Annotated in this window: 19 protein-coding genes, 8 tRNA genes, 1 rRNA gene and 1 pseudogene (1 of these 29 cut by a window edge); all 29 read right to left on the bottom strand. The window is 48.1% G+C overall.

Annotated elements, in window-relative coordinates:
* Positions 1 to 90 precede the first annotated feature (90 nt).
* Positions 91 to 990 carry an RNase adapter RapZ gene (rapZ, locus tag PUW25_RS00800; protein WP_047913895.1) on the bottom strand — a complete coding sequence of 300 codons (900 nt, stop codon included), beginning with the start codon at positions 988 to 990 and terminating at the stop codon, positions 91 to 93.
* A 51-nt stretch (positions 991 to 1,041) separates the two neighbouring features.
* Positions 1,042 to 1,992 carry an ROK family glucokinase gene (locus PUW25_RS00795; RefSeq protein ID WP_274337885.1) on the bottom strand — a complete coding sequence of 317 codons (951 nt, stop codon included), beginning with the start codon at positions 1,990 to 1,992 and terminating at the stop codon, positions 1,042 to 1,044.
* A gap of 230 nt (positions 1,993 to 2,222) precedes the next feature.
* Entirely contained in the window at positions 2,223 to 3,182 is a 960-nt protein-coding gene (gene trxB, locus PUW25_RS00790) for a thioredoxin-disulfide reductase (RefSeq protein WP_047913893.1), read from the bottom strand.
* A 32-nt stretch (positions 3,183 to 3,214) separates the two neighbouring features.
* Positions 3,215 to 5,004: pseudogene (locus PUW25_RS00780) on the bottom strand (tetratricopeptide repeat protein).
* A gap of 167 nt (positions 5,005 to 5,171) precedes the next feature.
* Positions 5,172 to 6,122 carry a ribose-phosphate diphosphokinase gene (locus PUW25_RS00775; protein WP_047913892.1) on the bottom strand — a complete coding sequence of 317 codons (951 nt, stop codon included), beginning with the start codon at positions 6,120 to 6,122 and terminating at the stop codon, positions 5,172 to 5,174.
* 88 nt (positions 6,123 to 6,210) lie between these two features.
* Positions 6,211 to 7,029, bottom strand: a complete 819-nt coding sequence (gene hisJ, locus PUW25_RS00770) for a histidinol-phosphatase HisJ (RefSeq protein WP_047913957.1) — start codon at positions 7,027 to 7,029, stop codon at positions 6,211 to 6,213.
* 22 nt (positions 7,030 to 7,051) lie between these two features.
* Positions 7,052 to 7,744, bottom strand: coding sequence for a bifunctional phosphoribosyl-AMP cyclohydrolase/phosphoribosyl-ATP diphosphatase HisIE (gene hisIE / locus PUW25_RS00765; RefSeq protein WP_047913891.1), 693 nt, complete (start codon positions 7,742 to 7,744; stop codon positions 7,052 to 7,054).
* A complete protein-coding gene (gene hisF, locus PUW25_RS00760; protein ID WP_047913890.1) occupies positions 7,741 to 8,499 on the bottom strand; it encodes an imidazole glycerol phosphate synthase subunit HisF in 759 nt (252 codons plus the stop codon). Before hisF ends, hisIE begins: the two co-directional genes overlap by 4 nt.
* A gap of 38 nt (positions 8,500 to 8,537) precedes the next feature.
* Positions 8,538 to 9,284 (bottom strand): 1-(5-phosphoribosyl)-5-[(5-phosphoribosylamino)methylideneamino]imidazole-4-carboxamide isomerase, encoded by a 747-nt coding sequence (gene hisA, locus PUW25_RS00755; protein WP_047913889.1) that lies wholly within the window; start codon positions 9,282 to 9,284, stop codon positions 8,538 to 8,540.
* Between the two features lie 121 nt (positions 9,285 to 9,405).
* Entirely contained in the window at positions 9,406 to 10,029 is a 624-nt protein-coding gene (hisH, locus tag PUW25_RS00750; protein ID WP_047913888.1) for an imidazole glycerol phosphate synthase subunit HisH, read from the bottom strand.
* A gap of 4 nt (positions 10,030 to 10,033) precedes the next feature.
* On the bottom strand, positions 10,034 to 10,651 hold the full coding sequence (gene hisB, locus PUW25_RS00745) for an imidazoleglycerol-phosphate dehydratase HisB (protein WP_047913887.1): 618 nt from the start codon (positions 10,649 to 10,651) through the stop codon (positions 10,034 to 10,036).
* A 110-nt stretch (positions 10,652 to 10,761) separates the two neighbouring features.
* Positions 10,762 to 12,048, bottom strand: coding sequence for a histidinol dehydrogenase (gene hisD, locus PUW25_RS00740; RefSeq protein ID WP_047913886.1), 1,287 nt, complete (start codon positions 12,046 to 12,048; stop codon positions 10,762 to 10,764).
* 175 nt (positions 12,049 to 12,223) lie between these two features.
* Positions 12,224 to 12,859 (bottom strand): ATP phosphoribosyltransferase, encoded by a 636-nt coding sequence (gene hisG, locus PUW25_RS00735; RefSeq protein WP_047913885.1) that lies wholly within the window; start codon positions 12,857 to 12,859, stop codon positions 12,224 to 12,226.
* Positions 12,860 to 12,893: 34 nt separating this feature from the next.
* Positions 12,894 to 14,114 carry an ATP phosphoribosyltransferase regulatory subunit gene (locus PUW25_RS00730; protein ID WP_047913884.1) on the bottom strand — a complete coding sequence of 407 codons (1,221 nt, stop codon included), beginning with the start codon at positions 14,112 to 14,114 and terminating at the stop codon, positions 12,894 to 12,896.
* Positions 14,115 to 14,380: 266 nt separating this feature from the next.
* A complete protein-coding gene (locus PUW25_RS00725) occupies positions 14,381 to 14,905 on the bottom strand; it encodes an acyltransferase (RefSeq protein ID WP_193746110.1) in 525 nt (174 codons plus the stop codon).
* 2 nt (positions 14,906 to 14,907) lie between these two features.
* Positions 14,908 to 15,552 carry a pyrophosphatase PpaX gene (gene ppaX / locus PUW25_RS00720; RefSeq protein WP_047913882.1) on the bottom strand — a complete coding sequence of 215 codons (645 nt, stop codon included), beginning with the start codon at positions 15,550 to 15,552 and terminating at the stop codon, positions 14,908 to 14,910.
* 6 nt (positions 15,553 to 15,558) lie between these two features.
* Positions 15,559 to 16,581, bottom strand: coding sequence for a prolipoprotein diacylglyceryl transferase (lgt, locus tag PUW25_RS00715; protein ID WP_205055142.1), 1,023 nt, complete (start codon positions 16,579 to 16,581; stop codon positions 15,559 to 15,561).
* Between the two features lie 41 nt (positions 16,582 to 16,622).
* Complete coding sequence (gene hprK / locus PUW25_RS00710; protein ID WP_274337884.1) at positions 16,623 to 17,561, bottom strand: HPr(Ser) kinase/phosphatase; 939 nt, start codon at positions 17,559 to 17,561, stop codon at positions 16,623 to 16,625.
* 270 nt (positions 17,562 to 17,831) lie between these two features.
* Positions 17,832 to 18,956 (bottom strand): ABC transporter ATP-binding protein, encoded by a 1,125-nt coding sequence (locus PUW25_RS00705; RefSeq protein ID WP_047913879.1) that lies wholly within the window; start codon positions 18,954 to 18,956, stop codon positions 17,832 to 17,834.
* Between the two features lie 143 nt (positions 18,957 to 19,099).
* Entirely contained in the window at positions 19,100 to 20,212 is a 1,113-nt protein-coding gene (locus tag PUW25_RS00700; protein ID WP_193746109.1) for a PucR family transcriptional regulator, read from the bottom strand.
* Positions 20,213 to 20,446: 234 nt separating this feature from the next.
* Positions 20,447 to 20,519, bottom strand: a tRNA-Lys gene (locus PUW25_RS00695).
* A gap of 10 nt (positions 20,520 to 20,529) precedes the next feature.
* Positions 20,530 to 20,615: transfer RNA gene (locus PUW25_RS00690), tRNA-Tyr, on the bottom strand.
* 13 nt (positions 20,616 to 20,628) lie between these two features.
* Positions 20,629 to 20,701: transfer RNA gene (locus PUW25_RS00685), tRNA-Phe, on the bottom strand.
* A gap of 94 nt (positions 20,702 to 20,795) precedes the next feature.
* A tRNA-Asp gene (locus PUW25_RS00680) sits at positions 20,796 to 20,872 on the bottom strand.
* A gap of 16 nt (positions 20,873 to 20,888) precedes the next feature.
* Positions 20,889 to 20,964: transfer RNA gene (locus tag PUW25_RS00675), tRNA-Thr, on the bottom strand.
* Between the two features lie 5 nt (positions 20,965 to 20,969).
* A tRNA-Val gene (locus PUW25_RS00670) sits at positions 20,970 to 21,045 on the bottom strand.
* 9 nt (positions 21,046 to 21,054) lie between these two features.
* A tRNA-Met gene (locus PUW25_RS00665) sits at positions 21,055 to 21,131 on the bottom strand.
* Positions 21,132 to 21,197: 66 nt separating this feature from the next.
* Positions 21,198 to 21,289: transfer RNA gene (locus PUW25_RS00660), tRNA-Ser, on the bottom strand.
* 157 nt (positions 21,290 to 21,446) lie between these two features.
* Positions 21,447 to 21,546, bottom strand: a 23S ribosomal RNA gene (locus PUW25_RS00655) (it continues 2,832 nt past the right edge of the window).

Here is a 21,546-nt window from a genome sequence, read left to right as displayed (position 1 = left end):
AGTCAGCCTCTAGAATAATCATGCTCTGCCTTTATGATAAATGATGCCTAACTGCAACCTTTCTATACTAAATCTCTTGATTCTGACCCGTTAATGACGGTCACGATCCGCATCCCGATGCGTTACAGATACAGATTCTGTCTCACTTGCACCAAGCATCTTGCCAAGGTATTCAGATATGGCAACCGAGCGGTGCTTGCCGCCGGTACAGCCAATTCCAATGATGACTTGGCTCTTCCCTTCCTTCCGGTACTGTGGAATAAGAAAATGCAGCATATCCAGCAGCTTCGTCAAGAAGGACTGCGTCTCTGGCCATTTCATTACATATTCATAGACATCACTGTTCTGCCCGGTGTTTGGACGCAGATGCTCCACGTAATGAGGATTCGGCAAAAACCGTACATCAAATACAAGATCCGCATCAATTGGAATACCGTATTTAAATCCGAACGACGTTACATTGACCGACAGCATATTCGCCTCAAGATGTGAGAAACGGGAGATGATCCGCTCCTTCAGCTGTGCAGGCTTCATATTACTCGTATCAATGACCTGTGTGGCTGAATTTTTGAGCTCCTCCAGCATCTTGCGCTCCAGTCTGATTCCGTCCAGCGGCATGCCATCTGGTGCAAGTGGATGACGGCGTCTGCTCTCCTTATAACGCTGTACCAATACGCCATCCTGGGCATCAAGGAACATGATCTCACAATGGATGGTGAAGTGATCCTTGATGTAGTTCAAAGACTCCGACAATGCCGTAAAAAATTCGCGTCCTCGTAAATCGATGACGAGCGCCACTTTGGAGATCTTCCCGTTTGACTGCACAATGAGCTCCGCAAACTTAGGAATGAGAACCGGTGGCAGGTTGTCGACACAGAAGAAGCCCAGATCTTCAAGACTTTGCACTGCAATCGTCTTCCCTGCTCCTGACATCCCTGTAATGATAATAAGGGTTGCTCCTCCTGCTGGTGATTTTTCACCTTCTGACATGAATATCCCCCCTATCAATTTCAGTTCGTCCCGTATAACTTCTTGTATGAATTAAGATCGAATTAACAGTCCAGCGGCTCCGACGATTCCTGCATCATTGCCAAGCGTAGCGGGTACAATAGATACCCCATCTTGCAGTGGTTCAGGGGTGTAGCTCGCGAACACGCTGCGCACTTCGTCGAACAGGATGTCTCCTGCCTTCGATACGCCGCCCCCGATAATATAAGACTGCGGGTTCAGTACAGCTGCTACTGCAGCCAGTGATTTGCCGAGATAGAAGGCTGCACGACGAACAATACGAAGGGCTACCTCATCTCCTGCTTTGGCTGCATCGAACACATCCTTCGCCATAATCGTTGGTACAGTGCTCAGGCTCGTGTGATCTCCGCGTTCAACAGCGTCCTTCGCCATACGAATAATACCGGTTGCAGATGAAACGGTTTCCAAACAGCCCATCTTGCCACAGCCGCACTTAATCGCCTCAAGATCCGGGACAACGCTGACATGGCCAAGCTCTCCAGCCATACCCGAGAAGCCTTGATAGATCTTGCCATTAATAATAATACCGCCGCCAACGCCTGTTCCAAGCGTATAGCACACACAATTCTCAACGCCAGCGCCCGCACCAGCCCATGCCTCGCCAAGTGCTGCTACATTCGCATCATTATCTATTTTGACAGGCTTGCCAAGTCTTTCTTCGAGAATGGAACGAATCGGAACATCTCGAAATCCTACGTTAGGTGCCAGAATAATAATTCCTTCGCGCACATTAGTGAATCCGGCAACTCCTGCACCAACTCCTGCAAGCTGGTCCCAACTGTATGGTGACTCCTCTGCGATATGACGGACATACTTCTCGATGTTGTTAATAACCGTATCTACACCTTTGTCCACTTCTGTAGGTCCTTCATAGGTATGTAGAAGCTTTCCTTGCTCGTCGCAGATTCCGACTTTGATTGCGGTTCCGCCCAAATCCACTCCAACGTAGATATTTTCAGACATTGCTAGCAAGCCACCTTTATCATCTGTAATATTTATTCTTACGTTATCACTATAATTGAAGGAACAAAGTCGGTCAAGACGAAGAAAGTGCTAAAACACCTTATAAAAAGCGACCTGTAACAAAAAATTCTTGAATGCTCTCCATAGAATTTCAGCTAGTACAGCTGCCCATAAAATCAGCCGGGCACAAAAGAAACGTGCCCGGCTGGTCATGTGAATCTTGTATTCATTTATGGATTGAGAGTCTCGCTCCAGTCATGAGTCATGCTGCCTTCCAAATACTTCTCACAGTCCATAGCGGCCATACAGCCTGACCCGGCCGCTGTGATTGCCTGGCGATACTTCGTATCCTGTACGTCGCCGCATGCAAACACGCCTGGAATGTTTGTTTCCGTTGTGCCTGGATGAACTGCAATGTAGCCCCCGGCATCCAGTGTAATCTGTTCTTTCAGGAATTCCGTATTGGGACGGTGTCCAATTGCGACAAACACGCCGGAAGCTTCTATCAGCTCTTCTTCGCCTGTCTCGTTGTTCTTCACCTTGAGACCTTTGACCCCTGACTCCTCCACTACGACCTCAAGCGGTGTACGATTAAGAGCCCACTCCACTTTTTCATTCCCACGTGCACGGTCCTGCATAATCTTTGAAGCACGCAGCTCCTCCCGGCGGTGAACGACGGTCACGCTGGAGGCAAAACGAGTCAGGAAGTTGGCTTCCTCCATCGCTGAATCTCCTCCGCCGATGACGACAATTTTCTTGCCCCGGAAAAAGAAACCGTCACAAGTCGCACAGGTGCTGACACCGCGGCCTACGTTTTCTTTTTCCCCTGGAATACCAAGATACTTGGCAGAGGCTCCCGTTGAGATGATAACGGCATCGGCCGTTATTTCCTCCCGCCCTTCCACTTTGATACGGAATGGCTTCACAGACAAGTCGATGTCGTCCACCCAGCCGCTCTTAAACTCCGCACCAAAGCGTTCAGCCTGCTTGCGCATGTTGTCCATCAGCTCAGGACCTAGAATCCCTTCGGGAAAGCCCGGGAAGTTCTCCACCTCTGTTGTGGTTGTCAATTGTCCACCTGGCTCAAGACCCTCGATCACGAGTGGATTCATATTCGCACGAGCCAAGTATATGGCTGAAGTCAGACCTGCGGGTCCTGTTCCAATAATAACCGATCTATAGTGAGACATACGGATACCTCCCTAGCGTTTATTGTGGAATGCTACGATTTCTTCTCCTTCAGAGCCTGAAAGATGTGTTCAATTCGATGCTGAATATCACATACACGATCAATTTGCTTCACGTATCTGCTTACAGTTGATGCAGAAATCCCGTATCTTTGGGCCAGTTCTGAATACGTTGTTCCCTTAGATACATACTTCATCGTCAGATATTCCAGGGCAGCTGACCATCCTTCTGTATGCTGAATGGCCGGCATGTCAGGAGACACTCTCATCAGATAGTCTGCCCATAAATGCTGAACACCTTCACGCAAATGCTCAGATCGTTTATTCATTTTCTCGAGAGCCATGTCGACGACCTTGCCTGCTGCCGATCATCCAGTACAGGAGATGACTCCTGCCCCTGTTCGCTTCGGCCAAAACGGTATTGCGTCAGTACCGGTGTGCCTTGACCGTAAGAATTCGACAGAGATTCCGAAGCTCCGTCATCCATATCGGTTTCGTTCAGATCCCCAATCTCACGGAGCACAGACAGCGCCATTTGCTTCAGCTCCAGACTCTCCCCTTCCTCCTCCAAAAAAGAAGTAAGAGCCTGCTGAACCTCATAGTCTCCAATTATTCGAAGCGCCCTAATGACATTGGCCTTCGTTGCATCATCGCCGTGATGAAGAGCCCAGAAGAAGGAAGAACGGATTAACGGATCTTTTTTGATATCATCGGGCACATGGCTTCCGTACTTCTCCCACAGACGAAATTGCTCTTCGAACGGTAAATGATAGTGGTAGCTTACAGGACCTACGCTTTGATCCTCTCTTCTCGAATGGAGCTGGTCCAAATAAAACTTCGGTACCTCTGACTCCGGATCCAGCTGACTGACCATCTGCCACAGTCGTTTCGCTGTATCATACCTTTCGGTATTGCATGCGGCGACAGCCGTATAATGCACGAGTGAAGGATCACTCCCAGCCTCTCCACTCTTCATCAGCCGGCGGAAATGCATATAGGCCGCTTCGTGCTGACCTAAGATCCCCATCGTAGTGCCCAGCTTAAATACATGCTCTTGTTCAAAAGGAACCAGGGTCAAGAGCTGCTTCAATAGCAGTGCCACTTGCTCTGTGTCTCCTTCGTTCTGATAAAAAATCGCCAGATTGCACAGTGCATGCAAATTGCCGGGCTCCTGCTCAAGCAGATCGTATATCGTTTGCTTGGCTTTCGGGAATCGTCCCATATAATAGTAAGCCAGAGCTAGATTGTTGCGTGCTGATACAAAATCAGGATGCTCGGAAGCGATGCTCTCCAGCATTTCTGCTGCCTGTGCAAATTTGCCTTCCTCCAGCAAGCTGCGCGCATAATCATGCTCTGCAACGCCTTCTCTTGCTTTGATCCTTTTAACATGAGGCTTGCGTTTGAGCTCGTGAGATAGAAGCTCCATCATTTCCTCTGCTTCTTCGAGAAAGTGCCCTTGCTCATCCTCCTCCAAATAGGTCACCAGTGCTTCCTCGGCAGATTCAAACTGCTCCATGTTGGCGTAGTTATTGGCCATATAGAAGTAGCATTCTGTCATTCCAGAGTCAACGTGCTTCATGATATGCTCCAATACTTCATTCGAGCCGGCATAATCACCCATCTCTGATAATATACCCGCCATATTACAATGATTCACCGGATTGTCCGGTTCATATTCAACAGCTTTGCGAAAATATTTAAGCGCCTTGTCATAATGATTGCGATCCAGCTCGCGGACGGCTCTTTCAAAGAAGAAAGAAGCATCGAGATGAACCTGTATAACATTATTAGAAGAGCTGTCAGTCCGCTGTGGCTTGCTTTTCATATGTGCCAAGGCACCTCCCCATAACATACAATTTCATACTCTCCAGTATAACATAATCTGAGCAACTCTTCGCCGGTATTGCAAAACTATGCACTCAATGAAAATATATACTATCCATCTTCATGGAGTGGTAATAAAAAAAGCTCTCCCGTCTATAGGGAGAACTTCTATACACCAGCATCCTTAAACAACGTGGCAATTGAGCCGCCATCAAGAATAATACGAATCGCTCTCGCCAGCATCGGTGCAACGGACAAGACCGTGAAGCACGAAGGATTACCTGATTCGGGCAACGCTATGGAGTCGGTGACCACAATCTCAGAAATATGAGGGTGCGTAAGCCTTTCCAAGGCTGGTCCTGAAAATAGACCATGCGTCGCGCAGACAATAGCAGGACCGGCTCCTCTCTCTTTAAGCCCCTCCACCACATTTACAATGGTCGTACCTGTATCAATTAAATCTTCTATTATAATCGGTGTCCTGCCATCTACATCCCCGATAACATGAGTAATAACCGATTCATTATGATTGGGACGCTTCTTAATCATGATGGCGAATGGTGAGTCCAGTCTGCTGGCCAGCTTCTCCGCCATGGAGGCCCGGCCTGCATCCGGTGACACAATAACCGGATTCGCAATATTTTTACTCTTCAAGTAGTCACATATCAAATCAAGAGCCGTCAGGTGATCAACGGGTATATTGAAGAAGCCCTGGATTGCTGCAGCATGCAGGTCGATCGTTACGACTCTGCTCGCACCCGCTGTCGTCAGTACATCCGCCAGCAGCTTGGCAGAGATCGGCTCTCGTGGTGCGGATTTGCGTTCCTGCCTTGCATAGCCATAATAGGGCAAAATGACATTAATCGTTCGGGCAGATGCCCGCTTGGCGGCATCAATCATCACGAGCAGCTCCACGAGCAGTTCGTTGATCGGTCTCGACAGCGATTGGACTAGAAATACATCACAATTTCGGATCGTTTCCTCATAGTGCACATAAATCTCACCACTCTTGAAGCGGGATATTTTGAGCTTACCCGATTCGACTCCAAGCTTGCGGCAAATATTTTGTACAAGCTGAGGGTTGGACGAACCCGAAAATATACGGAGAGAATGCTGCATACATACCTCCTGGAGCTGAATTTTTGACGTCACTACTAGTCATCCGTAATACAACCTTATATTTCCATTATACTCTTAGGCGAGCGGATTACAATGGAACAGACGACCGTTTTCGCTGCTCGAATACGGCAAGCTCAGTGTAGCCGATTTCTCTTAGAAGTTCTCTTGCCTGATCGACATGCTCGCCTACTTTCGCCGGATCATGTGCATCAGATCCAACCGTGATTGGAATATTCAGTTCACAGGCTTTCTCAAGTATTCGCCGGCTCGGGAACATCTCCGCACAAGGCTTGGATAGACCAGAGGCATTCAGCTCTATTGCCATCCTGCTTGCGGCAATCGTCTCAAGGACGGAGCTCTCCAGCTGCAACCATTCCTCTGCTTCCACTGGCTTGGGTGTATAGCCGAAACGTTTGATCACATCAATGTGCCCGAGAAAATCATAGAGCCCTGAGCGTGCCGCCTTCTTCACTGCATCGTAATACGTCTTGTACACTTCAAGAACATCCTTGTTCTCCCAGTTATGCACCTGCCGATAATCCGAAATGTCCCATTCCTTCAAGAAGTGAACGGAGCCGATGACATAATCAAAAGGATAGGCATGAATGATCTGCTCAATCTTCTCCTCCCATCCCTCGATGTAGTCACCTTCAAGACCGACGCGCACCTCGATTTGTCCCTTGTACTTCTCCTTCAGTGATAAACACTCCTCCACGTAGCGGGGAAGCTCCTCCATTGGCATGGCCATTTCAGGATAATACGTTGCCGGATCGACGTGGATCAGCGGCATATGATCGGACAGCCCAATTTGGCTGTAACCGAGCCGAACGGCTTGCTGTACATAGGCTTCCAGCTCTCCAACGGCATGCCCGCAGCGGGCATGATGTGTATGAAAGTCGATTAGCATAGACATAGAGCTCTCACCTTCCTTAATCCCGGCGTGGACGTTCATGACGAAGACTGAGCTCCTGCATGATCTCATCCAGCGGCAGCTTCCGTTCTTCAAGGAGAACGAGTAAATGATAGATCAGGTCACTGACCTCAAGTCTGAGCTCCTGATTATCCTTATTCTTGGCAGCGATGATCGTTTCTGACGCTTCCTCACCGATCTTCTTGAGGATCTTATCTACGCCTTTATCGAACAGATATGTCGTATATGCACCTTCAGGGCGCTCCTTCTCACGCTCTGAGATGACACGCTCCAGCTCAGCCAGTACTTCAAACCGGACTTCCGATGCAGAACCACCCTCACTAGTACCGCGTACAGTCACAGAAGCATTCGTTCGAGCCAGTCCACGAATCTCACGATAAAAACAGCTGTTCTCGCCCGTATGGCAAGCTGGGCCTTTTGGCTCTACCAGCATAAGCAGCGTGTCTCCATCACAATCGTACTTCATAGTTATGATCGACTGAACATTACCGGACGTCGCCCCCTTATTCCACAGCTCGTTCCGCGAACGAGACCAGAACCAGGTCTCTCCCGTTGAGATGGACTTCAGCAGCGACTCTTCATTCATATAGGCCATCATCAGCACTTCTTTGGTGTCCGCATCCTGAACGATGGCAGGGACTAGACCCTTTTCATCAAAACGGACGGCTTCTATTGCTAGTTCTGTACTCATCGAATTTCAACCCCTTTGGATTTCAGCTGCTGTTTGAGATGCGGTATCGCGATCTCTTTATAGTGGAAGATCGTTGCAGCTAGCCCTGCATCTGCTTTGCCTTCTGTGAACACTTCTTCAAAATGCGCTTCTTGCCCTGCACCGCCTGAAGCAATAACGGGAATGCCGACTGTCTCACTGACAGCCTTCGTCAGTGCGATATCGAATCCGTCCTTCGTTCCGTCTGTATCCATGCTCGTTAAGAGTACTTCTCCAGCTCCCAGCTGCTCAGCTCGTTTGACCCAATCCAGTGCCCGAATCCCCGCAGCCTTTCTCCCGCCGTGTGTATATACCTCCCAATCGCCAATGGACTCGTTCCACTTGGCATCGACGGCAACCACAATACACTGAGAACCGAACCGCTGTGCACCTTGAGTAATTAAATCCGGATTCAGTACAGCGGCTGTATTAATCCCGATCTTGTCCGCACCCGCACGCAAAATTCTCTTCATGTCATCCACATGCTTGATTCCCCCGCCGACTGTGAAAGGAATCGCAATTTCTCCAGCGGTTTGACGGACGACCTCAATCATCGTCTCCCGCCCTTCTGCTGAGGCCGAAATGTCCAAGAAGACAATCTCGTCTGCCCCTTCCTTATCATACAAGGCAGCCAGCTCTACAGGATCACCGGCGTCTCTCAGATTGACGAAATTGACTCCCTTTACTACTCTGCCGTCCTTTACATCCAGGCACGGAATGATTCGCTTGGCCAGCATAGGTCCACCTCTTCTCTCGCTCTTTCGTCTATACTCGCTTACGTTAAACCATTGTTATTCATCGTCTCGATCGCCTGTCTCAGATCAATCGCTCCCGTATACAAGGCCTTTCCAACGATCGCACCGCTGACGCCCTGATCTCTGTATCTGTGCAGACGCACCAGATCTTCCATCGTGCTGACTCCGCCGGAAGCAATCACCTGCTGTCCGCTGACCTCAGCTAAGGATACAATGGCTTCAATATTCGGACCCTGCATCATTCCGTCTCTCGAAATATCCGTGAAAATAAAAGTCTTAGCTCCGTATGCAGCAAGCTCCTTGGCCAGCACCTCCGCTTTAACCTGAGAAGTTTCAAGCCAGCCTCTTGTCGCCACATAACCGTCTCTTGCATCAATGCCAATAGCTACCTTGTCACCATAGGAAGCAAGCACCTTCTCTGTAAACTGCCGATCCTCGATTGCCGCAGTACCGAGAATAACCCGGCCGACGCCAAGTGACAGAAGCTGTTCTACATCCTCAATCCGGCGCAGCCCGCCTCCGACTTGCACAGGAACATTTACAGCGGAGGCAATTTTTCCGATGACTTCAGCATTCACCGGCTTACCTTCCTTCGCTCCATCAAGATCGACCAAATGGATGAAGGAGCCTCCCTGCGCCTCCCACTCCTTGGCAGCATCTACCGGACTGTCGTTGTACACCGTCTCTTGGTTATAGTCTCCTTGCACCAGCCTTACACATTTGCCGCCTCGAATATCAATCGCCGGATATATAGTGAACAAAGACATACTAATTCAGGCCTCCCCCATCATCTCTCTGGATTCTCACACCAATCTTGACCCCATCATTCAAGAGAGCTATAGCTATAAGCTCCTCGTTACAATAGATTCTTAAGACTTATTCATCCTCTCATTTAGAAGCTTCCGCTAAACGCAGGAAATTGTTCAGGAGCTGCATTCCCAGCTCTCCGCTCTTCTCGGGATGAAACTGCATGCCATATACAGAGCCTTGGCCGACAATTGCGGTCACTGGATACCCATAATCCGTAACTGCCAGCAGATTCGATTCCACTTCCGGCTTCACATGATAGGAATGGACAAAGTACACATGCCCTTCCTCCAGTCCATCAAACAGAGGGCTATCCTCATGCTTGAATTCAAGCTCATTCCATCCCATATGTGGAACCTTATACTCTGCTCTCTCTTCAAATCTGACAACATCCCCTGGCAAAATACCGAGACCTTCATGATTCCCGTGCTCTTCACTCCGGCTGAAGAGCAGCTGCATCCCAAGACAAATACCGAGCAGCGGTGTTCCGTTCTCGCTTACCTGCTTAACGACCGTATCGAGCTTCGTTTCCCGAAGATGCTGCATCGCATCTCCAAATGCACCTACACCCGGCAGAATGACGCCGGAAGCCCCTAGAATCTCCTGTTCATTTCCTGTTACGAGTGCTGTATAACCGAGTCTTTCGACAGCTTTGCTTACGCTGTGCAGGTTCCCCATTCCATAATCAACAATAGCTATGGTCATAAGGCTACAGCACTCCCTTCGTCGATGGGACACCGGTAACACGCGGATCGACTGCTGTCGCTTCGTCCAGTGCTCTGCCAAGCGCCTTAAATACAGCCTCAATCATATGATGGGTGTTCTGACCGTAATGAACGATAACATGAAGCGTAATGCGTGCTTCAAGCGCAAACTTCCATAAGAATTCCTGAACCAGCTCTGTAGAGAAGCTTCCTACCTGCTGGGAAGGATACTGCGCCCGATATTCGAAGTGCGGACGATTGCTGATATCGATCACGACCTGTGCCAGCGCCTCATCCATCGGTACAAATACACTTGCATAGCGCTTGATCCCTTTTTTATCACCTAATGCAGTATGCAGCGTTTGGCCAAGACAGATGCCGATATCCTCCACAGTGTGATGATCGTCAATTTCGATATCGCCTTTGGCGACGACTTGGAGATCAAATTGACCGTGCTTGGTAAACAAGTCAAGCATATGGTTCAGAAAGGGTACATCCGTCTCTATCTCGGAACGACCCGTCCCATCCACACCGAAGGCAAGCTGAATGTCGGTCTCATTCGTTTTTCGGCTGACGCTCGCTCCGCGTCCTTCTTCAATAAAGCTGTTGTCCTGATTTCCCATTTTACGCCTCCGCTCTTCAGCATCTCACTTTTATTTCATCGTACTTGTTGTTATTTATCCTCTTGCTTAATGTTAATGCAAACCTAGCGCAGACGAAAAATTCTATACAATTAATCGCCCTCTTGCTGCAATCTAATTTCAATTGCTCTTGCATGGCCTTCTAGCCCTTCATGACGGGCGAGCTCCATAATGGCCTCTCCATTCTTGAGGAGCGCTTCCTTGCTGTAATAGATAAGGCTCGACTTCTTCGTAAAATCGTCCACATCGACCGGCGATGCATATCTTGCCGTCCCGTTGGTCGGAATAATGTGATTAGGTCCTGCAAAATAGTCTCCGACCGGTTCAGAGCTGTATGGTCCAAGAAAAATGGCGCCCGAATGTCGGATATAGGACACATAAGCCATTGGCTCCTGTACCATCACTTCCAAGTGCTCCGGTGCCAGCTTATTCACAACTTCAATGCCTTCCAATATGGAATCGACAACGATAATCGCTCCATGTGCCTCTACCGAAGCTCTCGCAATGGCTTCTCTCGGCAGCTTCCGAAGCTGCTCCTCTATATCCTGCTGTACCTCTTCAGCCAGCTGCTGGGACGTCGTCACAAGAATGGCGGAGGCCATTTCGTCATGCTCCGCCTGAGATAACAGGTCGGCGGCAACATAGTCCGCTTTCGCGGTTTCATCCGCCAGGACCACAATCTCACTCGGGCCTGCAATGCTGTCGATATCGACGGCCCCGAACACTTCTCGCTTCGCGAGCGCCACATATATATTGCCCGGTCCACAGATCTTGTCGACCTTCTCAATGCTCTCTGTGCCGTAAGCCAGGGCGGCAATCGCCTGCGCGCCGCCCACCCGGTACATCTCGTTAACACCTGCTTCCGCAGCAGCCACGAGAATGTACGGGTCAATACCCTCACCGCCGCTCGTTGCCGGCGGCGTCACCATCACGATCTCGCGCACACCAGCCACCTGTGCTGGAATGACATTCATCAGCACAGAGGATGGATATGCCGCCTTACCGCCTGGCACGTAGACACCCACACGGTCCAGAGGACGGATAATCTGTCCAAGCAGACTTCCATCAGAATCAAAGTCCATCCAGGAGCTTCGCTTCTGTTTTTCATGAAATTTACGTATGTTGTGCGCAGCTGCCCGAATTGCGGTAATAAATGAAGGCTCCACTACATCATAAGCGGCCTTCATCTCCTCCTCCGTCACCTTCAGCTCGGCTGCAGTTAATTCCGTCCGGTCATGGAGAGCAGTATACTTCAGCACAGCTGCGTCTCCATCGCTCCGGACATCCTGAATGATTTGACGAACCGCTTCATTCTGTTCCTTCGTTCCATAATCCACATCACGCTTCAGACGAAACTCCTTAGCCGGTACGATTCTCATCACCGAATCCTCCTCATCGACACACTTTCAGGGCTAACAATCCTTTATTGATTTCGTTAAGTATTCAACTGCTTAATGATTCATTCCATGAAGCACCGTCAGGCTAAACCTTATATTGTCAAGGTTCACACCCATATACCCGCTCCAGCATTTCATGTCATGAACCATTTATCCTCTATTCTGCAGGTGCTGCAGTTACCTTCTGCAAGGCATCACATAAACTCTGAATCTGGGCGTTCTTCATCCGGTAGCTTACCCGGTTCGCAATCAATCGGCTGGTGATCTCGAACATGCTCTCGAATTCAATGAGTCCGTTCTCGCGAAGCGTCTGGCCTGTCTCCACCATATCAACGATCCGGTCAGCCAAACCGATTAATGGAGCAAGCTCAATTGACCCGTTCAGCTTAATGACCTCTACTTGCTGACCCTGCTCTCTAAAATACTGTGAAGCCACATTCGGATATTTCGTGGCCACCCGTTGTCTGATGCCCGGCTCCCAGTCCGGCAGTCCGATAACAGACATCCGGCAGCGAGCGATCCCTAAGTCAAGCAGCTCATACACGTCTTTGTTTTCCTCCAACAAAACATCCTTGCCGACAATACCGATATCGGCTGCTCCGTACTCTACATAAGTGGGAACATCCACCGGCTTGGCCATGATGAATTCCAGCTGTGCCTCCGGCAGTGGAATGACCAGCTTGCGGGATTCATCGATATCGGCTGGAATCGCAATGCCTGCCGCACGAAACAGCTCAGAAGCTTTCTTATATATTCTTCCTTTTGGCATAGCTACCTTTAAAATTTCGCTCATGTTTGACACTCCCTCCTTCTAGCCTCCTGCTGACTTAGATAGAATTACTGTAAGTATACACCTTCTCATATTTTCCCTGGAGCATAGACACCGCATAGTTAGAGCCCTGCTCACCCATTTCAATGGCCTGATTATAACGATCGTCATCTCTTGCCATCAGCCTGGTGACAACAATTCGTCCTTCGCTTCTCATCTCGCCTGCCCGTGACAAGGCCTCTGTCCGGTGCTCCTTGGTATATTCAATAAGTACAGGCAGCGGCTGCTCCACACGAATTCCCCTTACCCCGTCGACAATTCGGTTTGTCTTGAGCGCAAAGCCGGTAGCGGGCACGTCTTTACCAAACTGCTTCAGCAATTTGTCATATCTGCCTCCACTGCATACCGGGGATCCCAGCTCGGCTGCATATCCCTCGAAGGTCATGCCTGTGTAATAGGAGAAGTCGCCGATCATCGTCAGATCAATCAACACATGCTGTGACACCCCGTACGCTTCAAGCACCTCCCATACGCTGCAGAGATGGTTCATCGAGCTGCGAGCTTCACGGCTTGCACTCAGCTGCTCTGCCTTACTGCAGATCTCCTTCCCTCCGCGCAGGCGCAGAATCGCGTTCATCCGTTCCTTCGATTCGTCTTCAAGCGGCAGCTCGTCAATCTTCTCACGATAACCGACATAGTCACGCTTCAGCAGGACTTCCTTAAGCTCCTCCTGCAATTCCTTCTGGCCTGGAACAATTTCTTCAAATAGCCCGTTCAAGAACCCCACATGTCCCATCGCGATCTTAAAGGACTGAACTCCTGCCGCTTTCAAAGAAGCAATAGCCAGAGCAACCACCTCCGCATCGGCTTCAGGCGAGTCGTCTCCAACCAGCTCCACACCTGTCTGAAAAAATTCCGCTTCCCTTCCGGCTTCCTCTTCAATGGCTCGGAACACATTCGCATGATAAGACAGACGCAGAGGCAGCTTCTCCTCCTTGAGAAGTGAAGATACAACCCGTGCAATTGGTGCTGTCATATCAGAACGAAGGACAAGCGTAGTTCCTCGATTGTTGAGCAGTTTAAACAGTTTCTTATCCGAGGTCGAGCTGGCAACACCCACCGTGTCATAGTATTCCATGGAAGGCGTTATAATCTGGCGATATCCCCAGCTGCCCATGCACTCCAGTACCCGATACTCGATGCGGCGCAGTTTATCAACCACATGAGGCAGATAGTCGCGTACACCAGCTGGTTTTTCAAAGCCCTTTGGTTTAGACATTTGAATTTCTCCTCATTATTTATATTGTCATTGTATTCACGAACATATCTTTATTGCGTTAAAGTGCTACCAATCTAACAAATTAAAGAATTATTCGATATAATATCACGTCTTCCATAACACGTCAATTCATCTCGAGCTTTAGGGAGCATCCCGTTCACATAGTAATGGAGTTTTTTTATACGAAAAAAGGACCTCACTGGGTCCCTATTTTTCTTTTCTATCCTAGTCATAACCTATTTGCGTTGCTGTTGACTCGCCTTGATTCACATCGGCTCACTTTTCGACTCATTTTCAGTAGTAATCTCAGCCTTGGACTTCAGCTCTCGAAGCGGATTACCGCCAACAAAAGCCCCCGGTGCAACATCTTTATGAACTACAGACCCGGCAGCAACGACCGCACCATCTCCAATGGTCACACCAGGCAGGATCGTTGAATTCGCTCCGATCAGCACATGATCACCGATCACAACATCCCCAAGCCGATACTCCTTAATGAGATACTCATGCGCGAGAATTGTCGTGTTATACCCGATGACAGAGTTGGTGCCGATCTTGATCCTCTCCGGAAAAAACACATCCACCATCACCATAAGTCCAAACGCGGTATAATCTCCTACCTGCATTCGCAGCCGGCTTCGGTAGATCCAGTTCTTCAAAGGCAGAATCGGGCAGTATCTTGAGAGCTGGATCCAGATGAAATTGCGAACCCCCTTAAAGGGACTCACCGTACGGTAAATATGCCACAATGCATTGTGTCCCTCTACAGGATAACGCTCCACCTTTCTCACAATTACTGCTCCTTCTGGATTATAGTCAATATATCGTTCATGTCATGCAAAATATAATCCGGCCCGTACTCCCGCAGCTTCGCCTCACCCTTCAATGACCAGGCTACCCCTGCTGCTAAGACTCCCGCTGCTTTTGCAGACTGGATATCGACAGGACTGTCACCAACCATCAAGGTTTGGGCTGGATCGGCTCCAAGCTCCTCAACTGCCTTTTGAACCGGCTCCGGATGCGGTTTGGGATGCGTCACATCTGTAACCGTAACGATGACCTCCATATACTTCTTAAGATCATACATTTCCAGCACCTTCAGTGTACTTGGCCGAATCTTTGTCGTAACTACACCCATTCGAATTCCTTGCTTACGAAGCTCCTCACAGACCTCTGTAACATTCGGGAAGGGATTCACCATGGCATCATGATGGATCGCATTGTATGCACGATAGCCTGTAACATATTCAGCTACATCGGTCTTTCCTGTAAAAGCCTGCATTTGCTGCTCCAGTGTCCCACCCATATGCGGAATAATCTCTTCGCGCGGAAGTGCTCGTGGGCCAAGCTGCTCCAGGACATGCAGAAACGAGCTGATAATCAGCTCGTTCGTATCTATTATTGTTCCATCTAAATCAAATAAAACCGTGTTAATCATGCTGGACTACTCCTTTTTCTGATCAGAGCTCCCCTTGTTGCTGTGAGAAGCGTCTTTGTTGTCCTTTTCCTTATCCATACTTGTCAGCTCGTCATCTGCCTTCACTGCCGGTGTCTTCGTGGACACAATCGGATCTGAATAACGTTCCTTAGAGGCACCCGTCACTCGGCGCACAACAATCAGTACGATTGCAATCAACACAAAAGCGATAGCCAGCAGCTGTGAGATTCGGATATTGCCGTAAGCCGGGTCTAAATAGCCTTCTTCGAAGCCCATAGCGGTCATCGGTGACCACATACCGTGGATCAGCGATGCAAGCCATTCAGGGCCTTGGAATGCCAGGCTGTCAGTACGCAGTCCTTCAATAAAGAAGCGTCCGATGGAATACCAGATGAAGTAAGACAAGAAGAGCTCCCCGGCACGCATAAATCTTTGACGACGCAGAATGAAGAATAGCAGGAGCCCAACGATGTTCCAGATCGACTCATATAAAAATGCCGGATGATGATATGTACCTTGTACGTTCATCTGATTAACTATAAAGTCAGGGAGATGAAGGGTATTTCTGAGGAAGGATTCTTCCACAGGCCCGCCATATGCTTCCTGATTCACGAAGTTCCCCCAGCGGCCGATGGCCTGACCGATAAGTAGTCCCGGGGCACATATGTCTACAATTCTCCAGAAGTTATATCCCTTATGTCTGAAATAGAAAAATGCACAAATGATGGCCCCGATCAGCGCACCATATATAGCAATACCGCCCTGCCATATCTTAAATACATCCCAGAAGTTGTCCTTGTAGTCATCCCATTGAAAGGCAACATAATAAATTCTTGCCCCGATAATGGCCGAAGGGACACCCAGCAGTAATAAATCCATAAAGAAATCAGAAGGTATACCGAAACGTTTCCCTTCCTGCATAGCCAGCAGTAAACCTGCAATGGCTGCGGTCCCTAATATAAGCCCATACCAATGAACATTAAGAGAGCCAATGGAAAAAGCAATAGGATCAAGTAATAAGGTGCCCATTTGTCCACTCCTTAAATTTATCATCACTTTTGTTAATTATATCAGTCCATATCATCATTATCTTCCGCGATCGTTGCCGTCAGCTTGTTCGTAAATTGAAGCGCAGCGTTAACGCCCATTCGTTTCAAGCGGAAATTCATTGCCGCTACTTCAATAATGACCCCTAGGTTACGACCAGGACGAACCGGAATCGTTACGAGCGGCACATCTGTATCAATAATACGAGTCGTCTCCTCGTCCAGTCCAAGACGGTCATACTGTTTATCCTGCTGCCACGCCTCAAGCCGTACAACAAGTGTAATTCTCTTATGGTTTCGAATAGCCCCTACACCAAATAGTGTCATTACATTGATAATCCCGACGCCGCGAATCTCAAGTAAATGTCTGATCAGCTCAGGTGCAGTACCATGTAATTGATTATCTGCCGTTTGGCTGATCTCAACTGCATCATCTGCAACGAGACGATGACCCCTCTTCACGAGTTCAAGAGCCGCCTCACTCTTACCAATTCCACTGCTTCCGGTGATGAGAAGACCGATGCCATATACGTCGCACAAAACCCCATGAATGGTTGTCGTCGGCGCAAGCTTCCCTTCCAAGAAACCCGTAATGCGGCTGGATAAGATCGTAGTCGACATTGGGCTGCGCAGAACGGGCAGGTCACGCTCATTACTGATATCGACCAGCTCCTGTGGCACATCAAGACAGCGTGTCACCACAATACATGGTGTTTCCTCATGACATAGACGGCTCATTCGATCACGACGTTCTTCTTCAGGCAGCATCCGCAAGAAAGCAAGCTCTGTTTTGCCAAGCAGCTGTACCCGTTCCGTTGGATAGTATTCAAAATAACCTGCCATTTCAAGGCCTGGTCTGTTCAGATCATCTACTGTAATCGGACGCTTGAGTCCTTTTTCACCCGATACAACCTCAAGCTGAAATTCATTAGCCAGCTCTGTTACTTTTACTTTTTTAGCCATGTTGGATTCTTCCTTCCATTACAATCAGGATGACTCCTGCGAATTATGTTACTGTTGAATCCATTTCATAATACCTTAGTATGCGAAATAAATTCGGTTTACGTGTGTTATGTACATCTCTTTACCTAGCTTCAATGTCATTATCGTATAGGAAATTAGTGCTGAATGCAATGTTCATACCATGGCAGGGCAATCTAGCACCTATAAAAAAATGAAAAGGGCTGCCCTGGCGCTAAGCCAAGACAACCCTCTCTATTCTGTCCAAAGATCTTAGTCTTGAACAAGTACATTAGCTTCTGTTTCTTTATCGAAGATATGAACCTTGTTCATGTCAATCGCCATTTTTACAGTGCTGCCATCACGAGTGTTGGAACGTCCATCAACACGGGCGATAGTAACATCACTGCCTACACCGCTCAGGTACAAGAGCAATTCGTGACCAAGGTTCTCACTTACGTCTACTTTAGCAGTAAACACGGTATGCGGGGAAGCTTCCAGGAATACTGGCTCTTCATGAATATCTTCTGGACGAACACCCAGAATCACTTCTTTACCTGCATAACCTTTGCTCTTCAAGATTTGAGCTTTCCCTTGTGGGATTTCTACATCAAGACCGGTAGCTGTAAAACGAAGTGTGTCTCCTTGTTGAGACAGCTTACCGTTGATGAAGTTCATTGTTGGAGATCCGATAAAGCCGGCAACGAACAAGTTCGTCGGATTATTGTACAGCTCTTCCGGAGAAGCAGCTTGTTGAATATATCCGTCTTTCATTACTACGATACGATCACCCATCGTCATCGCTTCGATCTGATCATGCGTTACGTAGATAACGGTTGTTTCCAAACGCTTAGCCAGTTTAGTAATCTCTGCACGCATCTGTCCACGAAGCTTAGCATCCAAGTTGGAGAGCGGCTCATCCATCAAGAAGACTTGTGGATTACGAACGATCGCACGTCCCAAAGCGACACGCTGACGCTGACCACCGGACAGAGCTTTTGGTTTACGATCCAGCAAATGCTCGATATCGAGAATTCTAGCTGCTTCGCGAACGCTCTTATCAATTTCTTCTTTTTTCACTTTGCGAAGTTTCAAACCGAATGCCATGTTCTGATACACGTTCATATGCGGATACAGGGCATAGGATTGGAATACCATCGCGATATCGCGGTCTTTTGGAGCCACGTCGTTAACGACACGATCACCAATATATAGTTTACCGTCGGAGATTTCCTCAAGGCCGGCAATCATTCGAAGTGTTGTGGATTTACCGCAACCGGAAGGACCTACAAGTACCAGAAACTCTTTATCCTTAATGTCTAAGTTGATATCAACTACCGTCGCCTTATCTGAACCTGGATATTGTTTGTAGATATGTTCTAAACGTACACCAGCCATGATTATTGCCTCCTCAGCATAATTTCATTAATTAATGTAAACGAATACACACAGCAGTATCAACAATGTAATCGAATTCATTTCCTGTTCTTATATTAACCTAGTTAGGTCTCTTATGACTATGCACAATTCATACAAAAAAATCAGAGCCTTTTCGTCACTTTGTACAAGAGCAGTGTCAGCTTCACCAAAACCGCGTCTTTAAAGCTCCGAACATCTAGACCGGTCTCCTGCTTTATCTTGTCCAGCCGGTAGATCAGCGTATTTCTGTGAATGTAGAGACGTTTCGCGGTTTCGCTGACATTACAATCGAGCTGAAAGAAGATCTCGAGTGTTGATATGGTTTCCTCGTCAAAAAGTATGGAGGAATCCTTCACCTCATCCAAATAGCCCGATCTCTGCTCTTCAGGTATTCTGGATACCAAGCGCTCAAGTGTAAACTGCCAGGGGAAGTACACATGCTCACTCATTTTAAAAACTTTCCCAAGCTGAATTGTCTCCATGAGCAATGAGGTTACGTTCGGCAGGCTCTCCAAAGTATACAACGGAGAATGAACCGATAGATTAAATACCCCTACCCATTCATTAGCTACCACTTCATATAGACCCTCGGCAAACGCCATCAGCTCGCTCTCAAGTGCAAATTCTGTCCTATCAGTGCTCTGGTCCATATCTTTGAGCTCTGTTCGATCCAGTACGATGGCTTCTTCTGCAAGAACAAGCCATTTATCCTGCTCTAGCAGTACAAGCATGATCTCTCCGCCAAAGTAAGATTGCAGCAGCTTGTACATCGATTTCGAAGCAATACCTGAATCGTGGCCACCCTCATATGTTATATAAAAGGGTACAATCCCTTCGCTGAAGACTGGCGTAAGCTTATCCAGCCCTTCAGGTATAGCGAGTAGCTCGGCACTGTCTATCTGATCAAGAATCCAGGTGCTCAGTAACTTCATATTTGACTGATCAGTTGTTTGATCCGCATGCGAAGGAGAGACAGACTGCATTGAAGTAATGATCCATTCTATAAGAGCTCTCTCTGATGCACTGACTCGATGAGCGGAGACAGATAGTACAAGCGGCTGTTCCTCTTTTTCATTATTCAAATGAAAGTATAGCTGATCATTGACGACAAACGATGCTTCTCCAAGATCTCGTTCAGCAATCGATTTGGTATCATCTATACTTTGGAGCTCATTAATTTCAAACGAGGTGTCCATGATTTGCTGCAGCTTCTGTAATAACACTGTATAATCCATTACCATCACTCACCACTTTGCAACTTTATGTTTTACACCAATAAATAAGCAGGTAAGCCAGTATTCAACAGACCATTAGACAATCTAACGATCTCAACGTATTCAGATTATAAGTATGACGATTTATTATCATATCCTGAGTGATCAAATATCATTGAATGATTTAATCATATTAAGCTCAGCTTTATTATACAACAAAAAAAGCCATCAGTATGAAACTGATGACTTTAGTGATGAGCCATGAAGGACTCGAACCTTCGACACCCTGATTAAAAGTCAGGTGCTCTACCAACTGAGCTAATGGCTCATAAGAAAACTGGTGGAGGATGATGGATTCGAACCACCGAACCCGTAAGGGAGCAGATTTACAGTCTGATGCGTTTGGCCACTTCGCTAATCCTCCAGGATTAAAAAAGTGGCTCGGGACGGAATCGAACCGCCGACACGAGGATTTTCAGTCCTCTGCTCTACCGACTGAGCTACCGAGCCAAGGTATTGTGGCAAAAAAAATAAAGTGTCGGGTAAACCCTTTCCCACTTTATACGTGGAACATGTGCTTTATTAACATTTCTCAAAAGTTAAATGGCGGAACTGACGGGATTCGAACCCGCGATCTCCTGCGTGACAGGCAGGCATGTTAGGCCTCTACACCACAGTTCCTAACTTTTTTGAAAAATGGTGCCGGCGAGAGGACTTGAACCCCCAACCTACTGATTACAAGTCAGTTGCTCTACCAGTTGAGCTACACCGGCGTATATGGTGGAGACTGAGGGGATCGAACCCCCGACCCTCTGCTTGTAAGGCAGATGCTCTCCCAGCTGAGCTAAGTCTCCAGTATAATATGGTAGCGGCGGAGGGGATCGAACCCCCGACCTCACGGGTATGAACCGTACGCTCTAGCCAGCTGAGCTACACCGCCATATTTTTATCACACAACTTGTCCAATGTTATCATAGCCGATTATAAAAATCAACTAGATAATTAGTGGCGGAGAGAGAGGGATTCGAACCCTCGCACCGCTTACGCAGTCTAACCCCTTAGCAGAGGGTCCCCTTATAGCCACTTGGGTATCTCTCCAAAAGATGTGTAATTACCTTCAAGGATTTACTCCCTGAAAACTAGATACGAAACAATGTGCGAAGTTAGAATCTTTGTTTACCCGGTTTTGTTCCGGGCCCCGAGAAAGTATTCGGATTGACCTTCGAAGCATTCGCTTCACTTTCTTGGGTATCTTTTGGATAAGCCCTCGACCGATTAGTACTGGTCAGCTCCATGCATTGCTGCACTTCCACCCCCAGCCTATCTACCTCGTCGTCTTCAAGGGGTCTTACTAA

It is taken from the genome of Paenibacillus urinalis, assembly GCF_028747985.1.
Taxonomy (GTDB): domain Bacteria; phylum Bacillota; class Bacilli; order Paenibacillales; family Paenibacillaceae; genus Paenibacillus; species Paenibacillus urinalis.
This window is presented reverse-complemented; position numbering and strand designations above follow the sequence as displayed.

Excerpts from the sequence above, each read along its gene's own strand:
- PUW25_RS00775 (WP_047913892.1), bottom strand. The coding sequence starts at position 6,122 with ATGCAGCATTCTCTCCGTATATTTTCGGGTTCGTCCAACCCTCAGCTT.
- hisG (WP_047913885.1), bottom strand. The coding sequence starts at position 12,859 with ATGAGCGAAATTTTAAAGGTAGCTATGCCAAAAGGAAGAATATATAAG.
- hisH (WP_047913888.1), bottom strand. The coding sequence starts at position 10,029 with ATGACCATAGCTATTGTTGATTATGGAATGGGGAACCTGCACAGCGTA.
- trxB (WP_047913893.1), bottom strand. The coding sequence starts at position 3,182 with ATGTCTCACTATAGATCGGTTATTATTGGAACAGGACCCGCAGGTCTG.
- hisJ (WP_047913957.1), bottom strand. The coding sequence starts at position 7,029 with ATGCTAATCGACTTTCATACACATCATGCCCGCTGCGGGCATGCCGTT.
- hisF (WP_047913890.1), bottom strand. The coding sequence starts at position 8,499 with ATGCTGGCCAAGCGAATCATTCCGTGCCTGGATGTAAAGGACGGCAGA.
- hisA (WP_047913889.1), bottom strand. The coding sequence starts at position 9,284 with ATGTCTTTGTTCACTATATATCCGGCGATTGATATTCGAGGCGGCAAA.
- PUW25_RS00705 (WP_047913879.1), bottom strand. The coding sequence starts at position 18,956 with ATGGCTGGTGTACGTTTAGAACATATCTACAAACAATATCCAGGTTCA.
- ppaX (WP_047913882.1), bottom strand. The coding sequence starts at position 15,552 with ATGATTAACACGGTTTTATTTGATTTAGATGGAACAATAATAGATACG.
- hisD (WP_047913886.1), bottom strand. The coding sequence starts at position 12,048 with ATGAGAATCGTACCGGCTAAGGAGTTTCGTCTGAAGCGTGATGTGGAT.
- PUW25_RS00700 (WP_193746109.1), bottom strand. The coding sequence starts at position 20,212 with ATGGATTATACAGTGTTATTACAGAAGCTGCAGCAAATCATGGACACC.
- PUW25_RS00730 (WP_047913884.1), bottom strand. The coding sequence starts at position 14,114 with ATGTCTAAACCAAAGGGCTTTGAAAAACCAGCTGGTGTACGCGACTAT.
- PUW25_RS00795 (WP_274337885.1), bottom strand. The coding sequence starts at position 1,992 with ATGTCTGAAAATATCTACGTTGGAGTGGATTTGGGCGGAACCGCAATC.
- hprK (WP_274337884.1), bottom strand. The coding sequence starts at position 17,561 with ATGGCTAAAAAAGTAAAAGTAACAGAGCTGGCTAATGAATTTCAGCTT.
- hisB (WP_047913887.1), bottom strand. The coding sequence starts at position 10,651 with ATGGGAAATCAGGACAACAGCTTTATTGAAGAAGGACGCGGAGCGAGC.
- lgt (WP_205055142.1), bottom strand. The coding sequence starts at position 16,581 with ATGGGCACCTTATTACTTGATCCTATTGCTTTTTCCATTGGCTCTCTT.
- rapZ (WP_047913895.1), bottom strand. The coding sequence starts at position 990 with ATGTCAGAAGGTGAAAAATCACCAGCAGGAGGAGCAACCCTTATTATC.
- hisIE (WP_047913891.1), bottom strand. The coding sequence starts at position 7,744 with ATGAGTACAGAACTAGCAATAGAAGCCGTCCGTTTTGATGAAAAGGGT.